Origin of the sequence: Haladaptatus sp. DYSN1 (assembly GCF_029489995.1) — an archaeon.
Lineage (GTDB): Archaea > Halobacteriota > Halobacteria > Halobacteriales > Halococcaceae > QDMS2.
Genome location: NZ_CP120472.1, coordinates 379,257 through 404,863, shown reverse-complemented (window position 1 = coordinate 404,863; position 25,607 = coordinate 379,257). Strand labels below are relative to the sequence as shown.

The following is a 25,607-nucleotide window of genomic DNA, read 5'->3' as shown; positions in this document are numbered from 1 at the left end:
TGACGCATGACCGAAACTACCGACCGACGGCTGGTCGCCGGATGGGAAGGACGTTACTACGAAGATTTCACCGTCGGTGACATCTACAAACACCCATACGGCCGTACCGTCACTGAGACTGACAACGTCTGGTTCACGAACATCTCGATGAACCTGAACCCAATGCACTTCAACGAGGCGTACGCTGCCCAGACGGAGTTCGGCGAACGACTCGTAGACGGCACGTTCGTCATCGCGCTCGCCGTCGGGATGAGCGTCATCGACGTGTCGGCGAACGCGACGGCGAACCTCGGTTACGACGCCATCCGCCACCACGGACCCGTCTACCACGGCGACACGCTGTTCGCAGAGAGCGAAGTGCTCGAAAAGCGCGAGAGCAGTTCCCGCGACCACGTCGGCATCGTCACGACCGAACTTCGCACCTACAACCAGGACGGCGACCTCGTCCTCTCGCTCGAACGCACGCCGATGGTGCTGAAACGCGAGTACGCGAAACCGTCGGCGGCGAAACCCACTGGCTGGCCTGAAGGCATCGGGACTCAGTCGGAGGACCTCGACGACTGAGGGCGAACCATTTATCGTCTGAGGGTCGATTGTCACCGTACCGCACGGACCAGCCGTCCGTGAGTGACGCCAATGAAAATCAAAGCAATCAACCCGAACACAACCCAGGAAATGACCGAGAACATCGGACGGGTCGCGGACCGATACACAGCCGACACGACGGAAATCGTGGCCGTTTCACCGGCGCGGGGACCGGTTTCCATCGAATCCTACTACGACGACTACCTCGCGGTTCCGGGCCTCTTAGAAGAGATACTGAACGATCCAGACGAGGAGTTCGACGCCTTCATCGTCGCCTGCTGGGGCGACCCCGGCATCGAGGCCTGTCGCGAGGTAACCGAGAAACCGGTGGTCGGCATCGCCGAAGCCTCGATGTACGTCGCGAACATGCTCGGCGCGAAATTTTCCGTCGCCACCATCCTCCCGCGCGCGAAACACTTCATCGAGGCCGCGGTCATCAAAACCGGCCTCCAGTCGCAGTGCGCCTCGGTGCGCTGTACCGACCTCACTGTCATCGAGACGGAGACGGCGCGGGAGGCGACGGTAGAGGGACTCCTCGAAGTGAGTTGGCAGGCCATCGAAGAAGACGGCGCGGAGGTCATCTGCCTCGGGTGTGCGGGCATGGGCGGCCTCGACGAGGCACTCGAAGCCGAACTGCCGGTTCCCGTCATCGACAGCGTCGGCGCGGCCGCCGTCCTCGCAGAGTCGCTGGTCTCGCTCGGGAAGTCAACGAGCAAGATTATGACGTTCAAGCCCCCCGAGGCGAAGGAAATAAAGGGATACGGCGACCTGTACCAGCACACTGACTGAACGTCAGCGTGCGGGAGTGTCTCGATTTCGGGGCCGACCCTCCGCTACACCTATTTAGGTGGTATGCGAGTCAGTAACTGTGACACGAAGAGAGATAGACCCGATTACCCTCTCGGTTGTCCAGGGGGCACTCGAGACGGCGCAACGGGAGATGACGACGACGATGATGCACACCGCCCGGTCGAGTGTGCTCAACATCGCCCGGGATTACTCGAACGCGCTGTTCGACGCTGAGGGCCAGATGCTCATCCAGGGCCAGGACATCCCGATTCACCTCGGCAGTTTGATGCCGGCGACCAAGGCCATCATCGAACGGTTCAAAGACGACGTCGAACCCGGCGACGTGATGTACCACAACGACCCGGCGCACAAGGGCAGTCACATCCTCGACTGCTGTATGTACAAGCCGGTGTTCGTCGACGACGAACTCATGTACTGGACCGTCTCGAAGGGTCACGTGACCGACATCGGCGGCCCCGTCCCGAGCGGTTACAACCCCGAGGCGACCGAAATTTACGCGGAAGGCCTTCGCATCCCACCCATCAAACTCTGGGAGGCTGGCGAACTCAGAACCGACGTGCGCGACCTGTTGCTCGCGAACGTTCGTTCAGCCGAGGACTGGAAGGGCGACCTGAACGCCCAACTCGGCGCGGTTCAGATTGGTGAGCGACACCTCGTCCAACTCGTCGAACGCTACGGTGCGGACACCGTAAACGCCTGCTTCGACCAATTGTTAGACCGTGCAGAAGAACAGATGCGCGAGGAAATCGAGACGATTCCAGACGGCACGTATACCGGGACGGTGCCGCTCGAAGATTCCGGCCACGGCCTCGGGGAAATCGACATCACGGCCCACGTGACCATCGACGGCGACGAGGCACACGTCGAACTCGAATCCCCCGAGCAGTTGCCCTACTACATCAACTCCTACGAGGCAAACTCGGTAAGCGGTATCTACCTCGGGTTCATGATGTTCATGCAACTCGACCCGCCGTACAACGAGGGGCTCTACCGACCCATCTCGGCGGACGTGGGCGAACCCGGCACGATGACGAACGCGACGTCACCGGCCCCGCACGTAAACTGCACGACGACGCCGAGCGAGACGATTACGGACGCGGTTCGGACGGCGCTCGAACACGCGGTTCCAGAACGCGCTGTCGCGTCCTGGGGTCACACGAGTGGTGTGAACATCGCCGGAACGAAACCCGACACCGGGGCCGCCTATACGACCATGGTGCTCGCCTCCATCATCAGTGGTGCCGGTGCCTCGAACGACGACGACGGCTGGCACTCGCGCGGGCCGCTTTGTTGCTTCGGCGCGCTGTCGAGTGGCGACGTCGAAATCATGGAGCACATGTACCCGTTCATCCTCCACCAGTACGCGCTGCGCCCCGACAGCGGCGGAGCGGGCCACCACCGCGGCGGCTGTGGCACGATCTGGGAGGTCGAACCGCGTGACCACCAGATGCAGGTCATCATGTGGGGCGAAGGGCGCAAGAACGAGACGCCGAACGCGCTCGGGTCGTACAACACGCTCACCGAACCGAAACTCGGTCGCGTCGAACACGAGACGGCGGACGGAACCGTGACCGAGTACCGCGAGAACACCATCATCGAGGTGGCCCCCGGCGAGCGGGCGCGGAACTACAACCCCGGGGGCGGCGGCGTCGGTGACCCGATGACCCGCCCAATCGAACTGGTCGAAGCAGACCTCAAAAACGGCATCGTCACCGCAGAAGGGGCGACGACGGAGTACGGTGTCGTGGTGAACGAAGACGGAACCGTGGACGTGACACAGACGACACAGCGCCGCGAAGCCGCGGCCAACGGAGGGGCGAACTGATGTACCGACTCGGCATCGACAGCGGCGGAACGTTCACCGACTTCGTCCTCGCGGGCGACGGCACGCTGAACGTCTACAAGACGCCCTCGACCCCAGACGACCCCTCGCAGGCGGTAGTCGATGGCCTCGAACTCATCGCCGCGGACCACGACACCAGCGTCTCCGGCCTGCTCGAATCTATCAACATCATCATCCACGGGACGACCGTCGCCACGAACGCGCTCATCGAACACACCGGCGCGAAGACGGGCCTCATCTGCACGGCGGGCCACGAGGACTCCCTCGAAATCCGGCTCGGCCACAAGGAGGACGGCCACCGCTACGACGCCTCCTACCCGATGGCGGAGATGCTCGTCCCCCGCCACCTCCGGATGCCCGTCCGCGGGCGCATCCTCTCGGGTGGCGAAGAACACGAACCGCTGAACGAGGAGGACGTGTACGCCGCCGTCGAACGCTTCCGCGAGGAAGACGTAGACGCCGTCGCCGTCTCGCTCGTCTGGTCGTTCGAGAACCCGGCCCACGAGGAGCGAGTCCGAGAGATTCTGGAAGCAGAACTGCCAGACGTCTACACCTCCGTCTCCGTGGACGTACTCCCGCAGATTCGCGAGTACACCCGGACGAGCACCACCGTCGTGAACGCCTACGTGAAGCCGACGCTCGACCAGTACGTCGCCCGCGTGGACGACTACCTGGAGGAGAACGGCTTTACCGGGCAGATTCGCTACATCCAGGCCAACGGCGGCATCGCCAGCAGCGAACTGCTCCGCGAGCGCCCGGCCTACGCCATCAACTCCGGGCCAGCGGGCGGGCCGGCAGCAGGACTCCACCTCGGCCAGCAGTTTGGCTCCAGCGACGTCATTACCATCGACATGGGCGGGACGAGTTTCGACGTGAGCCTCACGAAAGACGGCGCGACGGAGATTCGCAAGGACTTCGACCTCATGCGCTATCGCATGGGTTTGCCCATGTTGCAAGTCGAGACCATCGGCGCGGGTGGCGGGTCCATCGCTGCGTTGAACCGCGGCGTCCTCGAAGTCGGCCCCGAAAGCGCCGGCGCAGAACCCGGCCCGGCCTGCTACGACCGCGGCGGGACGAAACCGACCGTCACGGACGCACTGGTCGTCCTCGGCTACCTCAACCAGGAGGAACTGCTCGGCGGACGCATGCAAATCGACGCCGAGGCGTCGCGCCGCGCCATCGAGACGAACATCGCCGCAGATTCGCAGTTGGACGTGGAGACGGCCGCCGCGGGCATCCTCGAAATCGTGAACAAGCGCATGGTCGCCGGCATCCGGCAGGTGAGCATCGAGAAGGGTCACGACCCGCGTGACTTCACGATGGTGTGTGGCGGCGGGGCCGGCCCCGCCCACGCGACTGGGCTCGCGGACGAACTCGGCATCCGGCGCGTGCTCGTTCCGAAGACGGCGAGCGTGCTCTGTGCCTACGGTGAGGTCGTCTCGAACTACCGGCACAACCACCTCGCGTCGTATCCCTCGGCTATCGGGGACATCGACGCCGCAGACCTTGAGGCGCAGTTCGCCGCCCTCGAAGCCGATGCGACCGACCAGTTGCTCGCAGAGGGTATCGACGAAGAAGACATTCGCTTAGAGCGCGTCTTCGAGATGCGCTATCAGAATCAGATCAAGGAGTGTGAGGTGTCGATGCCGGCCGAGGAGATAACCGACGAGTGGCTCGCCACGCTCCGCGACGCCTTCGACCGTCGCCACGAGGAACTCTACACCTACGCCGAACCCGAAACGCCGGTCGACCTCATCAACATCGAGAGCGTCGCCCACGGTCGGGTCACTCCCCCGGACATCACCGGCGATATGCCCGAGGGGACCGACCTCGCGGCGGCACAGGAAGGAACTCGCGAGGCGCTGTTCGAGGAAGAGACGGCCGCAAGTTCGGTGCCCGTCTACGACGGCGAGCGAATCCCCGTGAACGCGAGCGTCGAGGGGCCGGCCATCATCGAGGAACCGACCACGACCATCGTGGTAAATCCTGCGTGGACCGCACGACTCGACGAGTCCGGAGTCTACGAACTGACGAAGGCAGACTAAAGCGGTCGCTCGACGGGCGAGCATTTTTTCGAAAAAGAAAGCAGCTCAGTTTTGCGCGATGTCCGTGATGTCCACGTAGCGCGTGAGCAGGTAGACGATACTGAAGATGATGATGAGCAGCGTGATAGAGAGCGCCGCTGCGTCGGGGTAGTTGAGCCCGTTGTTCACCGAGAGGTAGATGAGCGTCGTAATCGTTCCCGTCCCGCCCGAGAGGAACTGGGGCACGGTGAAGTCACCGATGGAGAGGACGAACACGAAGATGACGCCGATGATGACGCCCGGCATCGAAAGCGGCAGCGTGACGTGGCGGAACGTGTCGAGCGGGTTGCCACGCAGCGTTTCCGAGGCGTCGAGCAGGTCCTCGTCGATTTGCGCCAGCGAGATGTAGATTGGCGAGGCCATGAACACGACGAACGCTGCGATGTAGCCCACCGTCTGTGAGAACGGCGAGAACAGCAGGAACCCAAGCGGTGCGTCGATGAGGCCCCACGAGATGAGGAGTTTGTTCACGACGCCAGTCCGGCCGAGAATCGGGTACCAGCCGATGGTGCGGATGACCGCAGAGGTCCAGAACGGGATGACGAGGAACAGCAACAGCAATATGCCGCCGTTCTGGCTCATGTAGAACCGCATGTAGTAGGCGAGCGGGTAGCCGACGACGAGCGTGAGCACCGTGACCACGACGCCGATGAGGAGCGAACTCGCGAACACGCTGTAAATCGTGGGCTGGAACACAGCCTCCCACGCCGCGAGCGTGAACGTGAACTCGACGTTGAAGCTCGTGTAGGTGAGGAAGCTGTAGTAGAGGATGACCACGAGCGGTGCGAGCAAGAACAGCGCAAACCAGAGAATGGTCGGCCCGACCAGCAACTGGATTTCGCCGATGCCATTGTGCCGAATCCGCTGGGGGAGGCTTTGCTCCTGGCTGACAACTGTGTCTGATGTTTCCGAACTCATTGGTTGACGATAACGCTTATCATGAATGTAGGTTTCGGTTGGTCGTGAAAACGAAAGGGTCGTCGTGCGCTCTACGCGCTCGTGAACTCCTTCCAGCGTTCTAACATGTAGTCTGCGTTGCTCGGCCAGATCTGGAAGAAGCCAATCCGGTCGATGCGTTCTTCCACGGGACCACTGTTACGAACCTGTCCGTCCGAGGCGGGCGAGCCCTCCTCCATCGACCACTCGTACTGCTGTGGGTCGAACAGGCCGGGTTCGTCCACGGACTGGTAGGTCGCCTTACCTTCGTATGCCCAGTCGTAGTACTCTGGACCCATGCCCTCCCCGGAGTCGTCGGAGCCGTCGCGGACGAGTTCCTTGTTCGGGTAGTGGGGCACGGAGTAGCCCCATCCCTGGATGAAGCCGGGGAACCACGCGCCGTAGTGGACGTCGTTGATGAGCTGGTGGACCTCGTCTACGTTGTTGCGGTCGGACGCACCGGGGTTGAGCGGTGCGATACCACCGAACCAGTAGCGGTAGCCCTGGATACCGTCTTCCATCGTCGCGTAGGTACACGGCGTCCCGGCGCGGCGAACGTCCAGACAGGCTGGCTGCCAGATGTCGCCGATGATGGCTTCCTCACTGGACATGAGGTTCACGGAGTTACCGTACGCCACCCACGTAGAGCGGAACTGGCCGGACTGCTTTTGCTTGATGAGGAAGTCCACGGCCGCGTCGAGTTGGTCCTCGGATGGGTTGTTCAGGTCGCCCACCTCGCCCTCGATCATGTCGTTGTCCATGAGGTGCATCAGCGCCTCGGGGATGCTGATGGCAGAGGTCGCGCCCATCGCGACCTTCCCCTTGTACTGTTCGTCGAACAGCGCGCTCCACTTCGAGACGGAACTCTCGTCGACGAATTTCGGGTTGAGCCCGATCGCGTCGAAGTTGTACACGTGCGGCGGGAAGCGGAGTTCGGTCTTCTCGTCGTCAGCCCACAGTTCGTCGAGCATCGTGTCGGTCTGTGCGCCAAGATAGCTAACGCGCTCTCCGGGGTTCGTGAACAGTTCCGTAATCTTCTCTTCGTCCCATTTGTCGAGGGCGTCCTTCGGAACGGACAGACTCGCGTCGTTGTCCTTCGTGAGTGCGCCGGCACCCGACGAGTCGATGGAAAAGGCGTCGAAGTTGGCCCGGTCACCGCTCAGCAGTTTCTGCTGGGTGGTGGGGATGTCCGCCGTCGTCGTTTCGACGTCGATGCCCGTCATCTCCGTATATTTCTGTGCCTGCCCGTCCCGCACGGCCCAGGCCGGTCCCATCCACTTGAGTGGGCGAGAGCCGTCGTCGGTGGAACCGCCGCCGCCGCCACCGCCGTTGCCGTCGCCATTTCCATCGCCGCCAGTGCCACCAGTGCACCCGGCGAGTGCGAGTGCTCCTGAGACTGCGCCAGCGCGAACCATGAAGTTGCGCCTATTGATACCACTTGGCATTGTTTGTGAGTGGTCAGCCTGAGTACTTATAGATTCACATATATACACTGAGATTGGCTTGCACCAAACGTTTTTTCGGATTTCTGACTTATTTTGTCACCGTCTCGACGCATCTGCCAGCCGCCGTGATACTGGTCAGCCGGAGGTCTCGCGCCGATAACGCTATTCCAGTCGGGATGAATGGGTTGGTATGTCACGGCTAGCAGACAGAGTCGCACTCGTAACGGGTGCAAGCTCAGGAATCGGTAACTCCATCGCCGCCACGTTCGGGCGTGAGGGGGCGAAAGTGGTCGTCGCGGACGTTCGAAAAGAACCGAAACTCGACGACGAACGCTCCGTCTTCGACCAGTTAGACGACTCCGGGGCCGAATACTCGTTCGTCGAAACGGACGTGACGGACCCAGCCCAGGTGCAGGCGGCGGTTGACGTGGCCGTCGATGCGTTCGGCGGCCTCGACGTCCTCGTGAACAACGCGGGCATCTACTACCAGTACGCCGTCGGCGAGACGCCATTCGAAGAGTGGGACGAAATCCTCGACGTGAACCTTCGGGGACTGTTTCTCTGCTGTAAGGCGGCGCTCCCCGAACTCGAAAAGAGCGACCACGCGAAGATAATCAACCTCTCTTCGATCTACGGGCTGGTCGGCGGGAAAGGCAGCGGGGCGTACTGCGCCTCGAAGGGAGCCGTCTCGAACCTTACTCGACAGATGGCACTGGACTATGCCGCGGCAGAAATCAACGTAAACGCCCTCGCGCCGGGCATCATCGAGACCGCCCAGAACGCCGAGTGGCGCGAGACCGACCCCGAACTCCTCGAAGACTGGCAGCGGGCCACGCCGTGGCCGCGATTTGGCAAGCCACAGGACGTCGCCAACGCCGCGCTGTTTCTCGCGAGCGACGAGAGCGACTTCGTAACGGGAACCGTTCTGAGCGTCGACGGCGGCTGGACGGCGAGGTGATAGCATGAGTAAAATCGAATTCGTCGTCGGCGACAAGACGTACACCGGAACGCTCCTCGAAGACGAAGCCCCAGAATCCATCGCGGCGATGCGGGACTTCCTCCCGCTCGAATCCGAGATTCAACACGTCCGCTGGAGCGGCTATGCGGGCTGGGTCAACATCGACGACGTTGACCTCCCCGACATTCCACGGGAGAATCACACCGTCTACCCTTCACGGGGCGACGTGTTATTGTACCCGGGCTACCGGAACGAAAAGGAGATTCTCATCGCTTGCGGGCCGACCTGCTTCAAGAGCCCCGCGGGCGAACTCGCGGGCAACCACGTCGCCATCCTCGACGCGACCCGTGAGGAACTGGCGGCGCTCGAAGTCTCGCTACTGAAAGACGGCGCACAGGACATCACGGTTCGGATAAAATAGGCGGCCCCTTTTTGGCGTTACTTGGTTCGCCCGTAGAACACCAATAGCCCGGCGAAGGCGAGCAGGATGGTCGAGGCGATGGTGGTCACGCTCCCCAGCGCGAACAACACGGGCGTCGCCCGCGTCGCAGAGGCGATGGAGAACACTTCGAGGGGCATCGTGTTGCTCCCACCGAGGAGCAACAGGCTGCGGGTCGCTTCGTTGTACGAGAGGGTGAACGCGAACACCGCCGCGCCGAGCACCGTCGGGGCGATTTGAGGGAGGATAATCTTCCGGAACACGGTGACCTTGTCTGCGCCCATGACGCGGGCGGCTTCCTCGTTTTCGGCGAGGTTCGGCGGGAAGCCGGCGAGCAGCACGATGAGCGCGAACGGGAGCGTCCACACGACGTGCACCGGTGTCGCGAGCCAGAGCCCCTTTTCGAGCCCGAGCAGTTCGTTCAGGAACAGCGTCGCGCCGACGCCGTAGGTGATACCCGGGGTGATGATACCGAGGATGAACAGGAACAGCACGCCGCGTTGGCCCCAGAAGTCGTAGCGGTAGGCGAGCGCCGCAGCCGTCGCCAGAATCGTGGTGATTATCATGACCACGATGGCCAACTGGAGCGACCGGTAAACCGCGGACACCATCGATTCGGTCGCGAGCAGTTCGCCGTACCAGTCGGTCGTAAACTCGAGGAAGGGGAAGGTGAGTCCACCCGAGTTAAACGAGAACCCGATGACGGAAAGTATCGGGAGGTAGATGTATATCGCGATGAGCGCGGTGTACACCATGAGGACGTGCTTGATACTGATTCGTTCCCCGAGCGAAACGAGCGTGGACTGATTGCGCTGCTCGCCCGGCCGAGCGCTTTGTGTTGCCATCTACCACACCAGTTCTCGTGCAGCTATATAAATTCTCAGGAGGAGTCGCGAGATTCGTGATACGTGACTGGAACGTTTCGAGTCGGGCGCAACCGCTCAGTGCATCGCGTCTCCGCCGTCGGGGCTGAGCGTCTGGCCCGTGTAGTAGCTGCTGTCGTCGGACGCGAGGAAGACGGCGGTCGGAACCACGTCGTCCACCGTACCGAGGCGGCCCATCGGCAGTTCCGCCTCCTTCGCCGCGCGCCACTCCTCGGAGATGTCCGCGAGCAGGTCCGTCTCGATTGGGCCGGGAGCGATTGCGTTGACCGTGACCGTCGGCGCGACCTCACGAGCGAGGGCCCGCGTGAACCCGATGACGCCGCCTTTCGCCGCCGAGTAGTGGACGAGTTCCGGCGCGCCCTTGAAGCCGAGCTGAGAGGCGACGTTGATGACGCGGCCGTGGCCGGCGTCGAGCATCCCGGGAAGGACGTACCGCGTGACGAGGAACACGCCCCGGAGGTCCACGGCCATCACGTCGTCCCACATCTCTGACGACATCTCCACGAGCGGCGACTGAGTGACGATGCCCGCGTTGTTCACGAGGACGTCTGCGGGGCCGAAGCGCGACTCGAACCGCTCGACCATCGACGTGACGCTCTCCTCGTCGCTCACGTCCCCCTCGAGTGCGATTGCGACGCCGCCGGCATCCTCGATTTCCTCGACCACTTCCTGCGCCTTGCGTTCCTCCCCCTCTCCAGGTGGGTGGTTGACCGCGACCGACGCGCCCGCTTCGGCCAGTCCAACCGCGATTCCACGTCCGATACCCGCGCTCGCCCCGGTCACGAGCGCTGTCCTGTCTGCTAAACGATCCATGCGCACTACTCTCACGGGCACAGCAAAAGTGTTCGCTGCGCCGCCTGAACAATTATCACGACCGACGCTAACTAGTGGCACATGTCGAAGGAAGCCGTGTACGAACGAGCGAGCATGGACAACAGCGTGGGCTACGGCGAGCGCCCGGCGGTGCTGGTGGTCGATTTACAGAAAGGATTCACCGACCCAGAGAATCCCCTCGGTGGCGACCTCTCGGGCGTTCTCGACCGGACGAACGCCATTCTCGGGGCGGCCCACGCGGCGGATGTCCCGGTGGTCCACACCCGAATCGTGAGCAGTCACCCGACCTGTGCGGACATGGGCATCTGGCAGGAGAAGATTCCGCGACTCGACACGCTCGCGGCGGGCAGCGAATGGGTCGAGCTGGACGAGCGACTGGCCGTCGCCGACGACGACCACGTCCTCGACAAGCGACAGGCGAGTGGCTTCCACGAGACGGAACTCAACTCGATGCTCGTCGCGTGGGGCGTCGATACGCTCATCGTGACGGGGTGTACGACCAGTGGGTGCATCAGAGCCTCCGTGGTCGATGCCTGCGCCCACGGCTATCGCACCATCGTGCCCGCAGAAGCCGTCGGCGACCGGTCTGCGGCCCCACACGACGCGAACCTGTTCGACATGAACGCGAAGTACGCGGACGTCCGGCCGGTCGAAGAAGTCGTCGAATACCTCGAAAAAGGTCGCTGAGGAGGGTCAGTCTGCTTTGAACGGGGCGAACGTGTCGATGACCTCCTCGACGTTCGGCCCGAGCGAGTAGAGCGCGGGTTCCGTACAGCCAGCGTCGCAGTACTCCTGAACCTTAGCGACGCAGTCATCGGGCGTCCCGGCGGCGACGATGTTCGTGACCACTTCGTCAGAGACCAGCCTGCTCGCCCGTTCGATGTCTGCGGCGTCGGCGGGCCAGCCGCCGAGTTCCTGTTCGACCTGCGCGCCGATTTCGGGGTCGATGCCACAGGCCTTGCGGATGTGGGGTTGCTGGCCGATGTACTGGGTGACGAGGCCCCGAGCGTTGTCGATGGCCACGTCGCGGTCTTCGTCCATCGAGACGGCGATGAGTTGCGGGCGGTCAACGTCGTCGATGCTCCCGCCCTGTTTTTCGACGCCCTTCTGGAGCGCCTCCATCGCCTGCTCGTTGTGGGACGGCGGAATCAAGTAGTTCATGAACACGCCGTCGACGACGCCGAGACCGGTGAGTTCGCCGGACATCTTGTTCATCGTGAGGCCCGTCGCGCCGATGTAGATGGGGACGGTCCGTGGCTCTGCGTTTGCCCGCACGAGGTCGAGTTCGATGTCGTCGACGTCGATGAACTGCCCGTCGTAGGTGACGTTTTCTAAGTCGAGAAGTTTGCGCAGGACGGTGCAGTACTCCCACATGTAGCGAAGCGGGTTCTTGCGGTCGATGCCCACCTTGCTCGCGAGTGGGTCCCACCACGCGCCGATGCCGAGCATGGCTCGGCCACCGGAGAGTTCGTGGAGCGTCGAGAACGTCTGTGCCATGAGCGCGACGTTCCGGGTGTAGCAGTTGGTCACGCCCGGGGCGAACTTGATGGTGTCCGTCACCTGGGTGTACGCACCCATCACCGTCATCGCGTCGCGGACGAGGCGAGACTCGCCCTGCCAGACGGTGTCGAAACCGTTGTCTTCTGCGTATTTTGCGTACCGAATTTCCTCACGGATGTCCGGGCGCTCCCAGTTCCAGATGGCCAGCCGGTCGAAGGTTGGGTCTGCCATGTTAGCGCTCCTCCGCGATGTTGACAGCCGCATTCGCGAGCGTCGAGGCGGCCGAATAGCAGTCGTCCCAGCTCGTGTACTCGCTTTCGTTGTGGCTCTTACCGTTCTCGCTCACGGCGAACACCATCCCGGTGTCACAGACGCTGTGCATGTGGGTCGCGTCGTGGCCCGCACCGCTGAAGATGCGCATGCTGTCGAGTTCGAGGTCGTCTGCGGCCTGCTGAACCGCGTTTACACACTGATCTGCGAAGGTGACGCTCGGCGCGCGCATTCGCTCGTGCCACTCCCACTCGACGCCCTCGCGCTCTGCAGCCCACTCTGCCTCCTGGAGGACGCGCTGGTAGGCTTCCTCCACCACGTCGTCGTCTGCGTCTCTGAATCCCCAGGTGATGGTTACCTCGTCGGGGATGATGTTGATAGAGTTCGGCTTTACGTCCACGTAGCCGACTGTCCCGACGGTCCGTTCCCCGAGCGTGGCCGGAATCCGACGGACCGCCGTGATGACGTCCGCCGCCGCGACGAGCGCGTCCTTGCGGTAGTGCATCGGCGTCGGGCCGGAGTGGTCTGCGTCGCCGTGGAAGGTGATGGCCCCCCAGGTGAAGCCAACGATGCCCGTGACCACGCCGACGTCCTTCTCGTTTTCCTCAAGATACGGTCCCTGTTCGACGTGAAGTTCGAGGTACGCCTCGTACTCCTCGGGGGGTTCTGCGGGCAGGTCGCCCCGGTAGCCGATGCGTTCGAGTTCCGCCTCGAACACCGCACCGTTCGCGTCTGTCTTCGCGTACTCTTCTTCTATCGGGTGTGCGCCCGCCCAGACGCCGCTGCCCTGCATCGCGGGCTGAAAACGCGAACCCTCCTCGTTGGTCCAGTTCACGATTTCGATTGGGTGCGCCGTCTCTACGTCCTGGTCGTTGAGCGTACGAATCAGTTCGAGCGCGCCGATGACGCCGAGCGCCCCGTCGTAGATGCCGCCGTAGGGCTGGGAGTCGAGGTGCGACCCGACCAGCACCGGCTTTGCGTCCGGGTCGGTCCCCGCGCGGCGTCCGAACATGTTCCCGAACTCGTCGACGCGCGTTTCCAGTCCTGCCGCCTCCATCTGCGTGGCGAACCAGTCGCGAATCTCCTTGTCCTCGTCGGACAGGGCGAGTCGATGGAGTCCCCCGCCATCTGTGCCCCCGATCTGGGCTTGCTCTTTCATCGTCGCAACAAACCGGTCTCGGTCCAGTTGTACTGGCATACTATCCAATCTCGGAAGCGCAAGATAAGTATTTGCGTGGCAGGGCGAAATCCGGAGCGAAAAAGGTGGTTACTTGCCGAGGATGTCCGTTTCGAGGTCGACGTCCGGGAGGACGCTCGTCCGCTCTAGGATGATGGTGTCCCCCGCGTCCCACCCGACGGTGACCCGGTCGCCATCGACCGTGAGACGGTCGTCGGATTTGAGTTGAATCTCCTCGCTCGTCCCTGACTCGGTGGTCGCGTGAAGAATCATCTGCGTCCCAGACCCGGACTGGTAAAGTACGTCTTGAACCTCGCAGTCGAGTGTGTTCTCGGCCGTCGAATCGAGCCGGACGTACTGGGGACGAACCGCGAAGGGAACCCGCTTGCCGACGAGGCTGCTCGGTTCGGAGTCGAGATTTTCAGTACTCACGGCAAACTCGCCCAGCGCCGTCTTGATGGTGGCACGGGTTTCGTCCGCCGAGAGGCCGACGAGTTCGCCGTCGAACAGGTTCGAGTCGCCGACGAACGCCGCGACGAACGCGGTGTTGGGGCGGTTGTACACCTCGTCGACCGGCCCCGAGTGCTCGATTTTCCCGCCGTTCATGACGATAATCTGGTCTGCGAGGCGCATCGCCTGCGTCTGGTCGTGGGTGACGTAGACGAACGTGGTGTCGAGTTCGCGGTGGATGCGCAGTAACTCCCGCTCCATGCGCTTTTGGAGTTTGTAGTCCATGTCGCCGAGCGGTTCGTCGAGCAACAGCAGTTTCGGTTCGAGCACGAGGCTGCGAGCGAGGGCGACGCGCTGTTTCTGTCCCGCAGACAGTTCACGCGGCTGGCGGTCGCGCAGTTCGTGCAGTTGCATCATTTCGAGGACGTTCTCCAGTCGCTCGTCGATGGTCGCCTCCGGGAGTTTCATCCGCTTTGGCCCGTAGGTGACGTTCTCCGCGACGGTCAGGTGGGGGAATAACTGGAAGTCCTGGAACACGAGGCCGATGTCTCGCTGGTAGGTCGGCTTGTTCGTGATGTCCTTGCCATCGAGGATGACCCGACCCTCGGTCGGTTTAATCTTCCCGACCAGCGAGTGGAGCGTCGTCGATTTCCCGCACCCGGACGGCCCGATGACGACGCAGAAGTCCCCTTCCTTGATGCTAAAGGAGATGTCGTCTACGGCGAGCGTGCCGTCGGGGTAAATCTTGGTGAGATTTTCGACGCGAAGCACGTCGGTTGGGTCTTGGGCTTGCTGTCCGCCTTCCGCGTGGTCTGTGAGATTGGTTTCTGACACGATTATACCTCCATCAGGTCGTCGACGGTGACGGTATCGACCACGCTGAGCGTGGCGTATGCGATGCTATCGGTGGCGTCCCAGCCAATCGTCGTCCGCTCGCCGACGGTGTCACTCGGCACGTTGCCGGTGATGACGACCTGGAACTCCTCCGTGTCGGGACCGATAGAGACGCTGAACTCCGTCTCCTCGCCCGTGTAGGTCCGACCGACGACGGTCGCGGGGAAAGAGTTCTCCCGGGCAGTAGCGCCCTCGCCGATGGTGATGTCTTCGGGCCGAATGAGCACCATGACCTCGGTTCCGGTGTCCACGGGGCCGTTGCGAGACTCGCTTACCACCGTCCCCTGTGGGGTTTCGACGACGACGTGGTCGTCTCGCGTCTCGACGACGCTGCCGAGCAGCGGGTTCGAGTCGCCGATGAAGCGGCCAACGAACGCAGTTGCGGGATTCCGATACACCTCGTCGGGCGTTCCGACTTGCTCTATCATGCCGTGGTTCATCACGACGAGTTTGTCGGCGAGTTTGAGCGCCTGGTCCTGGTTGTGCGTGACGTAGACGAACGTACTCCCCATCGAATCGTGGATGCGGCGCATTTCGAGTTCCATGCGCTTTTGGAGTTTGTAGTCGAGGTCGGCGAGTGGGTCATCGAGAAGCATCACGTCGCACTCGCGGACGAGTTGCCGGGCGAGTTCGACCCGCTGTTGTTGCCCGCCGGAGAGTTCCGATGGTTTGTTCGCGCGTGTCTCGCTGATGGCGAGGAGGTCGAGCACCTCGTCTATCTTCTCCTGGATTTCTGCTTCGGTGTAGGAGTCGTCCGACTGTCGGAGGCCGAAGGCGACGTTCTCTGCGACGCTCATGTGGGGGAACAATCGCTCCTCGAAGTCCTGGAAGACGTAGCCGAGATTACGGTCTTCGATGGCGATGTCGTCTACGTTCTCTCCGGCGAGGTGAATCGTCCCGCCGTCGTACGGAACGACGCCCGCGATAGCCTTGAGCAGCGTCGATTTGCCGCTCCCGCTCGGCCCGACGACGACGCAGAATTCGCCTGATTTCACTCCAAAATCGATGCCCCGGAGCACCTGTTCGTTCGCAAAGGACTTTTCGAGGGCGGATATCGAGATGATATCCTCGCCTTTGCTAATTGCACTCATGAATGGTGAATCGCCAAGAGCGACTTTAATGTTTTGGGACAGTAATCCGACACGTTTCGCGTATCTTCCGAATCTTGTGTGGGGAAATTAAGCTGGCGGCTCTCGATTAGCCGAGATTATAGACGGTACAGGGCACCGATAGACCGAGGATGATGTCCTGGCTCGTGCTGCCGAGCAGAGCCTTTCCGGCCGGGCTTCGTTTTCGTCCGCCGATGAACACGTGGTCTACGTCGTGGGTGTCCACGTAGTCGATGACTTCGTCTGCCGTGTTGCCGACGAGGCCGACCACCGTCTGTTCGAGACCTGCATCTTTCACGACACGAGCCGCCTCCCTGACGACGGCGTTACGTTTCGCCATGTCGGAGGGGTCGGCAGAGTCGTACTCGAACCCGTCTAAGAGCTGTTTGAATTCACCCGCCGCGTACACCCGCAACAGGGTCACGTGGGCGTCGAACGGCGTGGCGATTTCGACGGCCAGTTCGGTCAGTTCCTCTACGTGCATCCGCTCTTCGCCGACGGCGATGAGAATTCGCTCGATCATCTGTCTGCCAATCCATTTGCACAACGACACGATAAATGTGCGCACCGGGCCTGGAGTCCCATCGCAGGCACGAAAACAGTCAGTCGAGGTCCTTCTTGAAGGTGTAACAGTAGCGGTCGTAGTCCATTCGCTCCTCGTAGAAGCGGTGGGCGTCGTCCCGCCAGAGACCGGAGGCGAGTTCGATGACCGCACAGTCGCGCGCCGTCGCCCACTCCTCTAGGAACGTGAGCAACGTCCCCCCGTGGCCCGCAGACCGGCGGTCCTCGCGAGTAACGAGGTCGTACACCCACGCGTGTTTGCCGTGGTACAGTGTCGTCGAGATACGTACCCCGCCGACGGCGAGCAGTTCCTCATCGTCGAAGAGTCCGAACAGTCGATAGCCCTCCTCGTGCATCTGCCTGAGGTAGGTCATGTACTGGTCCTCTTCGAGGGGGCGCAACTCGGACATGACGGGGTACGCCGCTCGCCACTCCTCGGCCGTCGTGAGTTCGGTCACTGTCGTGGACATATGTGTTCACCGTATTCGAGACAGTCCCACACGATAAATCATTGTTCGCCGGAATTCGAAGGGGAATCCCACAAAAACGACCCGCTCCGCCGCCTTTTATCGAGGGAAACGAGCTGGAAGCAGTCGGAGCGACCCGAGCACCTGTCATCGGTCGGTGAGAAACGGTTATGTGGGTGACCGGTAAGGTCAGTGTGTGTATGTCACGCAGTACCAGGAGTAGCCTCGCCAGTGTACGTATCGGAGTGGACGTCGGCGGGACGAACACCGACCTGATTCTCGTCACGGAGGACGACGAGTTCATCCACAAGACGCCCTCGACACCCGACCCATCGGATTCGACGGTGACCGGAATCGTCGAACTTTGCGAGCTTGCGGGCGTTGCCCCGAGTTCGGTGGAACAGATTTTACACGGCACGACCGTCGCCACGAACGCCTTGCTCGAACACGAGGGGGCAGAAACCGGGATGCTCACGACTCGCGGATTCAGAGACGTTATCCACATCGGCCGCCACCGCAAGCCACACAGTTTCTCACTCCAGCAGACGATTCAGTGGCAGGAACAACCCATCGTCAAACGACGCCATCGAAAGGAAGTCACCGAACGAATCCAGCCGCCAGGCGACGTGGTCACCCCGCTCGACGAAGACGACGTGTTGAACGCGGTGGAGGAACTCGTCGAAGACGGTGTCGAGTCGGTCGCCGTTTGCTATCTCCACTCGTACCTGAACGGAGACCACGAAGCTCGGACGAAGGAACTCATCGAGGAGCACTACCCCGACCTGTTCGTCTCCACCTCTCACGAGGTCATCTCGCAGTTCCGCGAATTCGAGCGGTTCACGACGACGGCGATTAACGCCCGCCTCGCGCCGGTGATGTCCACGTACCTTTCGCGACTGGAGCGACGACTCGGTGAGGAGGGGTTCGACGCGGAAATCCTCATCATGCAATCGAACGGCGGGATGGCAAGCCTCCAAAACGTGGCCGAACAGCCGGTGACGACGCTCGTCTCTGGGCCGGCGGCGGGCGTCCTCTCCGCGGAGTTCGAGGGCAAGCACGTCGGCAAACCGAACCTCATCATGCTCGACATGGGCGGGACGAGCGCGGACATCTCCGTCGTTCCCGGCCGGGTGCTCGAACGCGACCCGCGAGACAGCAAGGTGGGCGGCTATCCGGCGATCGTCCCCATGCTCGACATCGCTACCATCGGTGCTGGCGGTGGTTCTATCGCCTGGTTCGACGGCGCGATGGGATTCAACGTCGGGCCGAAGAGCGCGGGTGCCAATCCCGGCCCGGTGTGTTATGGCCGGGGCAACGACCAGCCGACGACGACCGACGCCCAACTCACCCTCGGGCGTATCGATCCCAACTCGTTCCTCGGCGGCACACTTGACCTCGACCACAAAGCGGCGGTAACCGCCATCCAGACGCAGCTCTGTGACCGCGTCGACCAGGAACGGTTCTCGACACCCGAACACGCCGCGCTCGCCACGCTCGAAGTGGCGAACACGAACATGTACCGGGCGATTCGCGAACAGACCGTCCAGCGCGGATACGACCCCCGCGAGTACACGATGGTTGCCTTCGGCGGTGCGGGACCGATGCACGCCGCGAGCATCGCAGAACAACTGGAGATGTCGAACGTCCTGATTCCGCCGTCGCCCGGTATCGCGTCGGCGCGTGGCCTGCTCACGGGCAACGTGAAGTACGACTTCCAGCAGACGGTGAGCCAGCGCCTCGAAACGGTCGAAGCCGACTACATCGACGAGGCGTTCGACCGCCTCGAAACGAACGGGCGCGACCAACTCTTGCGCGACGAAATCGACGAATCCCGGTGGGAGTTCAGACGGACTATCGACTGTCTCTACGAGGGACAGGGTTACGAACTGAGCATCGACTTCGAGGGCACGGATGGCGACTGGCACGCTCGAATGCGCGAGAAGTTCGAACAGAAACACGAAGCCGAGTACGGCCACTACTTCGAGGCGGACCCGGTTGTCATGCTCAACCTTCGCGTGACCGCAATCGGGGACATCCACTCCTACGAACCGCTCGACGTCGAGGCAGGTGACGAGAATCCGGCGGCGGCACAGACGACCGAAACGACGGTCTACTTCGGCGATTCGGCCGCACCCGAGGAACTGACCGTCCCGCGCTACGACCGCGAGAAACTGGCGGCGGGGAACGTCGTCACCGGCCCGGCCATCGTCGACGAGTTCGACAGCACCGTCGTCGTCAATCCGGGTTGGACGGCCACGGTGTTACAGAACGGTGCAATCGAACTGCGGAGAGAGTCATGAGTCAAGACCACCCAAAAACCGACGACCAGACCGTACAGACCAGCGCGACCGAAATCCTGAAAGGCAGGAATATCGACCCCGTGACGATGCAGGTCATCGGCGGGGAACTCGACACCATCGCCCAGGAGATGGGCTACAAACTCATCCGGTCTTCGTACTCCTCGATTATCAGGGAGAGCGAGGACATGGGCGCGGGCATCTTCACGACGGATTGTCGGGAGCTCTGTGAGAGTGACTCGACACCGATGCACGTCGGGTCGCTCATCGGCTACCTGCAGGGGATGTACGACACCTTCGAAGAACGCGGCGTCGAACGCGAGGACATCATCAACGAAGGCGACGTGTTCATCCACAACCACCCCCACTACGGGGCGAGTCACTCGCCGGACATCGCCGTCGCGGTGCCCATCTTCTACGAGGGCGAGCACATCGCGTGGGCGGCGAACACGGCCCACCACCTTGACATCGGCTCTGCGACGCCCGGCCTCGCCATCGACTTAGAGGACATGTACGCAGAGGGGAGCCTATTTCGGGCGACCAAGGTGTACGACCAGGGCGAGCGCGTGGACGAAATCTGGAACTTCATCCAGGACAACGTCCGCACGCCACGCGAGGTCATCGGCGACCTGCAAGCCCAGATTTCCTCGTGTAACGTCGGCAAAGACCGCTACCTCGCGCTCGTCGAGAAGTACGGGCTGGAGGAGATCCAGCTCGCGGGCGAGGCGCTCATGGACTACGCAGAGGCCCTACTTCGCAACGAAATCCGGAAGATTCCGGACGGCACGTACTACGCCGAGGACTATCTCGACGACGACGGGCGCAATCGCGGCAAGCGGCTGAAAATCGCCGTCGAAATTACCGTCGATGGCAGCGACATCACCGTGGACATGAGCAAGTCCGCAGACCAGACGCCGACGGGGTACAACATCCCGTTCCACGGCTCGACGGACGTGTGTATCTACTTCACCATCCGGTCGCTGCTGATGGACACCTTCGTCCGCGACGAATACCTGCCACAGAACTCCGGGACGTTCAAGCCCGTCCACCCGAAGGCGCGACCCGGCTGTATGTTCAACCCAACGCCGCCCACCTCTGCGTTCGCGCGCATCAATCAGGTGGACAAGATGAGCGACCTCATCATCAAGGCGCTCGCGGAGGCGCTTCCAGAGCGCGTCTGTGCCGGCACCTGTGGACAGGTGTACTTCGTCAGCTACGGTGGGACGGACGACGCGGGCGACTACTGGGTGTACCTCGAAGTCAACGAGGGGTCCTACGGTGGCCGCCCCGCCGCAGACGGACTCGACGCGGTCGACGCACTCGTTCACAACACGAAAAACCGACCGGTCGAAGACATCGAACTCTCACACCCGATGCGCGTCGAACGATACCACCTCCGCGAGGACGGCCACGGCGCGGGCAAGCACCGCGGCGGCCACGGCATCGTCCGCGAGTCGCGCTTCCTCACGAACGCCGTGATGACGATGGAAGGCGACGGGAACACCTACCGCCCGCACGGCCTGTTCGGCGGCGGCGAGGGAACCCACGGCGACCTCAAACACATCAAGGCCGACGGCGAGGTCATCGACCTCAACTCGAAGGAATCCGGCTACAAGTTCGAACCCGGAGACCGCGTGCTCATCAAGACGGCCAGTGGCGGGGGCTACGGCAACCCACACGAGCGCCCGGCAGAACAGGTGTACGCGGATTATCTCGATGGGCTCGTGTCAGTGGAAGCCGCCCGCGACGACTACGGCGTCGTCATCAAAGACGACGAACTCGACCTGGTGGCGACGACGGACCTGCGCTCGTCCTGAGCCAGCACCGTGGCTACCGGTGACACAATCTTTTAGCCCCGCACCACCGAATCATGACCAATGACCCAGTCGCCAGCGGAGCGCACGAAAACCCCAGAACATATCCTCGCGTCGTTCGTCACCAGATTGACCTACGAGCAGGTGCCAAAAGAATCGGTGGAGACCGTCGAACGCGCGTTCGTCGATACCGTCGGCGTCACGCTCGCCGGTGCAGTGGCCGACGCCGGAAAACGCGCCATCGCCATCGCGCAACCCGTCACCGCCGACGACGGCGGCGTAACCCTACTCGGAACCGGCCAGCAGGCCGCGCTGACTGACGCCGTCCTCGCCAACGGAACTGCGGGCCACGCCCTCGACTTCGATGACCTCTCGTGGGCGATGGACGGCCACCCGAGCGTGCCCCTCGTCGCCCCCGCGCTCGCGCTGGCCGAGCAACTCGACGCGAGCGGCAAAGACGTGATTACGGCGTTCGCCGCGGGATTCGAGGCCGAGTGCTACATCGCAGAGCCGGTGAGTCCGGCCCACTACGAACAGGGCTGGCACCCGACCGCGACGTTCGGAACGTTCGGGGCCGCGGCGACGGCGGCCCACCTGCTCGGCCTCGACGCCGAGGCGACCGAGCGCGCGCTCAACATCGCCGCGTCGATGCCGTCGGGGTTGAAGCGCAACTTCGGGTCGATGACCAAGCCCCTCCACGCCGGACTCGCCGGGCGCTCTGGCGTCACCGCGGCGAGATTGGCAGCAGAGGGATTCACCGCGGACGACGCCGCAATCAGCGGGGCGCGTGGCTTCTGGGACCGGTACGGCGACGGCGCGACCCGGGTGGCCGACCCGCCGGGCGACCCGTGGCGACTCGTCGAAACGGGAATTAGCATCAAGGCCTACCCCTGCTGCTATTTCACCCACACGAGCATCGCCGCGGCCCAGCAGCTGGTCGAAGACCACGCCATCGCGCCGGCGGACGTAGAACGCATTCGAACGGTCACGTCGCGGGGTGCGGGCGACGCGCTCGTCCACCCGATTCCCGAAACGGAACTGGAGGCGAAGTTCTCGATGGAGTACGCCCTCGCCTGTGGGGTGGCCAGTGACCGCATCGGCCTCGCCACGTTCGAGCCAGCGACCATCCGCGACCCCACCATCCAGCAGGTACGCGAACGCGCCGTCTTCGAGGTAGACGAATCGCTTCCCTACAAGTCGAATCTGGCGACAGTCACGCTGACGACGACCGCCGGGGAGACCTACGAGGCGACGCTCGAAGAACCACCCGGAACGCCGAACAATCCGCTCACTGAGGCGGAGCTGCGGGCGAAGTTCGTGGACTGTGCGACGAGAGCAGTGGAAGAATCAGTGGCAGCGGACACGTTCGAGCGGTTGCTCTCACTGCGCGACCAAGCGAGCGTTCGTGATATCCTCGCCGTGCTCTGAGCGCGGTCGAAAGAAAAAAAGCCGTTAGGTTAGTTTTCGTCTCTGAACTCGCTCGCGACGGTGTCCATCTCTTTGAACTCGACGTCGGGCTTGGTCTGCATGTGCTGGATGAGTTGTTCGAGGCGCATGATACGGTGAGCCTGCCCGATGACCTGCGGGTGCATCGTGAGGATGAACACGCCGTTGTCGACGTTGTCGTACATCCAGTCGAACTGGTCGTACCAGCGCTGGAAGATGGAGTCCTCGCTCACGTAGCCCATCCGGTGGGGACGGGCCCAGGTGAAGGTAAAGGGTGGCCAGTCGTCGCGCTGCCAGGAGACGGGGAGTTCGACGATGTCGGTGGGTTTACCGCGGTCGTAGGGGCCGTCTGGTGGAGCGCTCCACCCACCGTAGACGTAGTGGGGTTTGAAGTCGGAGGCCATCTTGCTCGAATCCCATTCGATGCCGATGTCCTCTAAAATGTCGAGGGTGTTCGCAGAGAAGTCCCAGGCTGGTGACCGGTAGCCGGTCGGTTTGCGCCCGGTGAGGTCGACGATGCAGTCCACGGCGCGTTCGACGTCGGCGCGTTCGTCCTCTTCGGATTCGAACGTTGCCGGGCCGGTGTGACTCCACCCGTGGTGCTGGATGTCGTACCCGCGGTCCCACACCTCGCCGCTGATTTCCGGGAAGCTGTCGATGGTGTGACCCGGAATGAACCAGGTCGCCGGAATGTCGTATTTGTCGTGAAGGTCGAGCAATCGCGGGGCTCCGACTTCCGCGCCGAATACGCCTCGGGAGTGTCTGGTCGGCATGTCCCACGAATCGTAGGACCACAGCCAGGTCGATACGGCGTCAAAATCGTACGATAGGCAAACGGTAGCTTTTGGCATACGTCAGGCTACAGTTCTCAGCGATATCGGTTAAACCTTTCCAGAGCTATCACCATTCCGCCAATTATCGCTCAGTCGAAAATTGCCGGTTACGAACCTGAACCTCGTGAAAACAGACGTGAAAATCAAACAACAAACGCGAGCCGGTAGGTGTGTGTCGGTGAACTAGGTGTCCCACCGGGTCCCGGGATTCTCTTCGAGGTGGTCTAAGTGCTTCTCCGCCCGGTCGTCGTAGATGGAATCGCCTGGGCCGAGCGGTTCCTTCGTGAACGTCGCGTCGATGGCGTCGTCCACCCGCAAGATGAGGTCTGCAACTTCGGTTGCGGAGACGAGCAGTCGGTGCTTGTAGGCGGTCGGGTCGAGCACGCCCGCCGCTGTCGCGTCGGTAATCTCACCCGCGGGATAGACGAACCCGAGTGCCGTCTCGCCACCCGCGCGCGCCGCACGAAGGTCGGCCAGCATCGAGAGCCGGTCGTAGCCACCATTGTAGACGAGCGTCCCGACCACGCGTTCGAGGGCGTCGGCGAAGGCTTCGACCGCGAGTTGGGCGCGGCCATCAACTGCGCGAGCGGACTCTCGGACTGCCGCCGCCATCGTGAGTTCGATTGCGCCACCACCCGGAACCACGCCGGACCGAGACGCGCCTTCACCCCGAGCGGCGGCGAGTGCGGCGGCCGCTTTTCGAACTTCTGTGGCGGCCTGCGTCGCGGGTTGCCCAGACACCCCGTGGACGACGGCGGAGACACCCGTTGCCTCGGGGCAGTCGTCGATGACGATCATGTAGCGGTTCTTCCGGCGGCCCCGACGCGGGTCGATGCGAACCTCTGAGACGCTCCCCGCGAACCCGAGGTCGGCAGCGGAGACGTCGCCCGGATGGCGGACGAGCGCGGCTCCCGTCGCCCGTGCGCACTGCTTCATTTCGAGCGGACTCACCCCGCGAACGGCGAGGATGTCCGCGTCGGCGAGGAGGCGCTGGTACGCCTGATTGATGCCCAACCGCGTGACGACGACGTCCACCCCGAGCGAGACGTAGTGGTCTACGAGCGCCCGGCGGGTTGCGGCCTGGTGGTCACGAACCGCGTCGAGTTTGTCGAGCGAATCGAGTTTTAGCGTGGCGTCTTCGTCCCACTCCGGGTCCTGCAGGCCGCCGGTGGTGTGGCCGTCGAGCAACAACACGGTGGCGTCCTCGACCCGCCGGGGCATCTCGTCGTTCGCCCGCGTGTTCCGGTCGAGAACCGCGCCGCGAACTAGCCGCGAGTCGGCAAGCGACCCTGATCCGAGACAACGGACGGTGAACGTCTCCTCGGTCGGGCGGCCGATTCGGTCTACGGCCTCCACGGCGAGTGCCGCCCACGAGTCGGCGAGGCCGCCAATGTCGTTACCCGTCATTGCGGTTCTGGCGACGGCGGCCGCCGCCCAGTCTGCGTCCTCGAACGACGAGAGCGAGCGGGATTCTGCGGCGAGCGCCGCCAGCGCCCGGTCCATCGCGAGCGCGTAGCCGTGCCGGATGTCGTAGGAATGGAGTCCCAGTTCGAGTAACTCCTCCGCGTTCGAGAGCAATGCCGCCGTCAGGACGACGCCCCCGGAGACGCCGTCCGGGATGTCCTGTCCCTCGATGGACGTGTCGCCGGGGCGCTCTGGGCCGAGAATTCGCGTGACGATGGGCGCGACGGGGTGTTCCATCGGCAGTGCGTTCAACAGCGTTGCGCCGTCGTTGGCGACGGTGTAGTCGTCCGTGGCGGGGACGCCCTTGTTCTCGGGTTGGTCGCGTGTCGCGAGTCGGTTGACGACGAGTTTGTCGCTCGACCGGGGACCGAGGGTCGATGCCAACACGTCCGCCATCGCCTGGACGGCGATGCAGTTCGCCTGGGGAAACTGCGGAACTGGCTCTTCGGCCTCGTCCCCGGCAGGTGGCCGGGTTTGTACGCTACTCATCTACCATCATGTTACTCC

22 protein-coding genes are annotated in these 25,607 nt (G+C 62.9%); 10 read left to right on the top strand and 12 right to left on the bottom strand.

What is annotated here, in order from left to right; genetic code table 11:
- Window positions 1-6 precede the first annotated feature (6 nt).
- The 4 genes from P0648_RS19500 (at window position 7) to P0648_RS19485 (ending at window position 5,283) form a co-directional block, all read left to right on the top strand.
- Window positions 7-564: a MaoC family dehydratase gene (locus tag P0648_RS19500; protein WP_276248856.1), complete on the top strand. Its 558-nt coding sequence runs from the start codon at window positions 7-9 to the stop codon at window positions 562-564.
- A 72-nt stretch (window positions 565-636) separates the two neighbouring features.
- A complete protein-coding gene (locus P0648_RS19495; protein ID WP_276248855.1) occupies window positions 637-1,374 on the top strand; it encodes an aspartate/glutamate racemase family protein in 738 nt (245 codons plus the stop codon).
- 79 nt (window positions 1,375-1,453) lie between these two features.
- A complete protein-coding gene (locus P0648_RS19490; RefSeq protein ID WP_276248854.1) occupies window positions 1,454-3,220 on the top strand; it encodes a hydantoinase B/oxoprolinase family protein in 1,767 nt (588 codons plus the stop codon).
- Window positions 3,220-5,283 carry a hydantoinase/oxoprolinase family protein gene (locus tag P0648_RS19485; RefSeq protein ID WP_276248853.1) on the top strand — a complete coding sequence of 688 codons (2,064 nt, stop codon included), beginning with the start codon at window positions 3,220-3,222 and terminating at the stop codon, window positions 5,281-5,283. The genes P0648_RS19490 and P0648_RS19485 overlap by 1 nt, the downstream gene beginning before the upstream one ends.
- 45 nt (window positions 5,284-5,328) lie before the next feature.
- Here the strand turns inward: P0648_RS19485 and P0648_RS19480 are convergent, their stop codons facing one another.
- Entirely contained in the window at window positions 5,329-6,240 is a 912-nt protein-coding gene (locus P0648_RS19480; protein ID WP_276248852.1) for an ABC transporter permease, read from the bottom strand.
- Between the two features lie 71 nt (window positions 6,241-6,311).
- Complete coding sequence (locus tag P0648_RS19475) at window positions 6,312-7,703, bottom strand: substrate-binding domain-containing protein (RefSeq protein WP_276248851.1); 1,392 nt, start codon at window positions 7,701-7,703, stop codon at window positions 6,312-6,314.
- Window positions 7,704-7,893: 190 nt separating this feature from the next.
- On the opposite strand from P0648_RS19475, the gene P0648_RS19470 reads away from it, so the two are divergent.
- Window positions 7,894-8,661, top strand: coding sequence for an SDR family NAD(P)-dependent oxidoreductase (locus P0648_RS19470; RefSeq protein WP_276248850.1), 768 nt, complete (start codon window positions 7,894-7,896; stop codon window positions 8,659-8,661).
- Between the two features lie 4 nt (window positions 8,662-8,665).
- On the top strand, window positions 8,666-9,082 hold the full coding sequence (locus P0648_RS19465; protein WP_276248849.1) for a DUF3830 family protein: 417 nt from the start codon (window positions 8,666-8,668) through the stop codon (window positions 9,080-9,082).
- A gap of 17 nt (window positions 9,083-9,099) precedes the next feature.
- Here P0648_RS19465 and P0648_RS19460 read toward each other — a convergent pair whose 3' ends face one another.
- Together P0648_RS19460 and P0648_RS19455 are read right to left on the bottom strand one after the other, a co-directional pair.
- Window positions 9,100-9,945 (bottom strand): ABC transporter permease, encoded by an 846-nt coding sequence (locus tag P0648_RS19460; RefSeq protein ID WP_276248848.1) that lies wholly within the window; start codon window positions 9,943-9,945, stop codon window positions 9,100-9,102.
- Between the two features lie 96 nt (window positions 9,946-10,041).
- On the bottom strand, window positions 10,042-10,797 hold the full coding sequence (locus P0648_RS19455) for an SDR family NAD(P)-dependent oxidoreductase (protein ID WP_276275001.1): 756 nt from the start codon (window positions 10,795-10,797) through the stop codon (window positions 10,042-10,044).
- 81 nt (window positions 10,798-10,878) lie between these two features.
- Here P0648_RS19455 and P0648_RS19450 point away from each other — a divergent pair, with 81 nt between their 5' ends.
- Window positions 10,879-11,505 (top strand): isochorismatase family protein, encoded by a 627-nt coding sequence (locus tag P0648_RS19450; RefSeq protein WP_276248846.1) that lies wholly within the window; start codon window positions 10,879-10,881, stop codon window positions 11,503-11,505.
- A 6-nt stretch (window positions 11,506-11,511) separates the two neighbouring features.
- On the opposite strand, the gene P0648_RS19445 is transcribed toward P0648_RS19450, so the two are convergent.
- The 6 genes from P0648_RS19445 to P0648_RS19420 form a co-directional block, all read right to left on the bottom strand.
- Window positions 11,512-12,549, bottom strand: coding sequence for an LLM class flavin-dependent oxidoreductase (locus tag P0648_RS19445; protein ID WP_276248845.1), 1,038 nt, complete (start codon window positions 12,547-12,549; stop codon window positions 11,512-11,514).
- A gap of 1 nt (window position 12,550) precedes the next feature.
- Window positions 12,551-13,786 (bottom strand): Zn-dependent hydrolase, encoded by a 1,236-nt coding sequence (locus P0648_RS19440; protein ID WP_276248844.1) that lies wholly within the window; start codon window positions 13,784-13,786, stop codon window positions 12,551-12,553.
- Window positions 13,787-13,855: 69 nt separating this feature from the next.
- Window positions 13,856-15,049, bottom strand: a complete 1,194-nt coding sequence (locus P0648_RS19435; RefSeq protein ID WP_276248843.1) for an ABC transporter ATP-binding protein — start codon at window positions 15,047-15,049, stop codon at window positions 13,856-13,858.
- Window positions 15,050-15,051: 2 nt separating this feature from the next.
- Window positions 15,052-16,200, bottom strand: a complete 1,149-nt coding sequence (locus tag P0648_RS19430) for an ABC transporter ATP-binding protein (protein ID WP_276248842.1) — start codon at window positions 16,198-16,200, stop codon at window positions 15,052-15,054.
- A 106-nt stretch (window positions 16,201-16,306) separates the two neighbouring features.
- Complete coding sequence (locus P0648_RS19425) at window positions 16,307-16,741, bottom strand: universal stress protein (protein WP_276248841.1); 435 nt, start codon at window positions 16,739-16,741, stop codon at window positions 16,307-16,309.
- A 79-nt stretch (window positions 16,742-16,820) separates the two neighbouring features.
- Complete coding sequence (locus P0648_RS19420; RefSeq protein WP_276248840.1) at window positions 16,821-17,249, bottom strand: GNAT family N-acetyltransferase; 429 nt, start codon at window positions 17,247-17,249, stop codon at window positions 16,821-16,823.
- Between the two features lie 197 nt (window positions 17,250-17,446).
- Here P0648_RS19420 and P0648_RS19415 point away from each other — a divergent pair, with 197 nt between their 5' ends.
- From P0648_RS19415 to P0648_RS19405, 3 genes are read left to right on the top strand one after another with little or no spacing between them, the layout of a single operon-like run.
- The gene (locus P0648_RS19415) at window positions 17,447-19,546 is read left to right on the top strand and encodes a hydantoinase/oxoprolinase family protein (RefSeq protein WP_277506113.1); all 2,100 of its coding nucleotides are present in this window, start codon (window positions 17,447-17,449) and stop codon (window positions 19,544-19,546) included.
- Window positions 19,543-21,360, top strand: a complete 1,818-nt coding sequence (locus P0648_RS19410; protein ID WP_276248838.1) for a hydantoinase B/oxoprolinase family protein — start codon at window positions 19,543-19,545, stop codon at window positions 21,358-21,360. The genes P0648_RS19415 and P0648_RS19410 overlap by 4 nt, the downstream gene beginning before the upstream one ends.
- A 60-nt stretch (window positions 21,361-21,420) precedes the next feature.
- The gene (locus tag P0648_RS19405; RefSeq protein ID WP_276248837.1) at window positions 21,421-22,785 is read left to right on the top strand and encodes an MmgE/PrpD family protein; all 1,365 of its coding nucleotides are present in this window, start codon (window positions 21,421-21,423) and stop codon (window positions 22,783-22,785) included.
- A 29-nt stretch (window positions 22,786-22,814) separates the two neighbouring features.
- Here the strand turns inward: P0648_RS19405 and P0648_RS19400 are convergent, their stop codons facing one another.
- Together P0648_RS19400 and P0648_RS19395 are read right to left on the bottom strand one after the other, a co-directional pair.
- Window positions 22,815-23,654, bottom strand: a complete 840-nt coding sequence (locus tag P0648_RS19400) for a polysaccharide deacetylase (RefSeq protein ID WP_276248836.1) — start codon at window positions 23,652-23,654, stop codon at window positions 22,815-22,817.
- A 165-nt stretch (window positions 23,655-23,819) separates the two neighbouring features.
- Window positions 23,820-25,589: a TCP-1/cpn60 chaperonin family protein gene (locus P0648_RS19395; protein ID WP_276248835.1), complete on the bottom strand. Its 1,770-nt coding sequence runs from the start codon at window positions 25,587-25,589 to the stop codon at window positions 23,820-23,822.
- Between the last annotated feature and the right edge of the window lie 18 nt (window positions 25,590-25,607).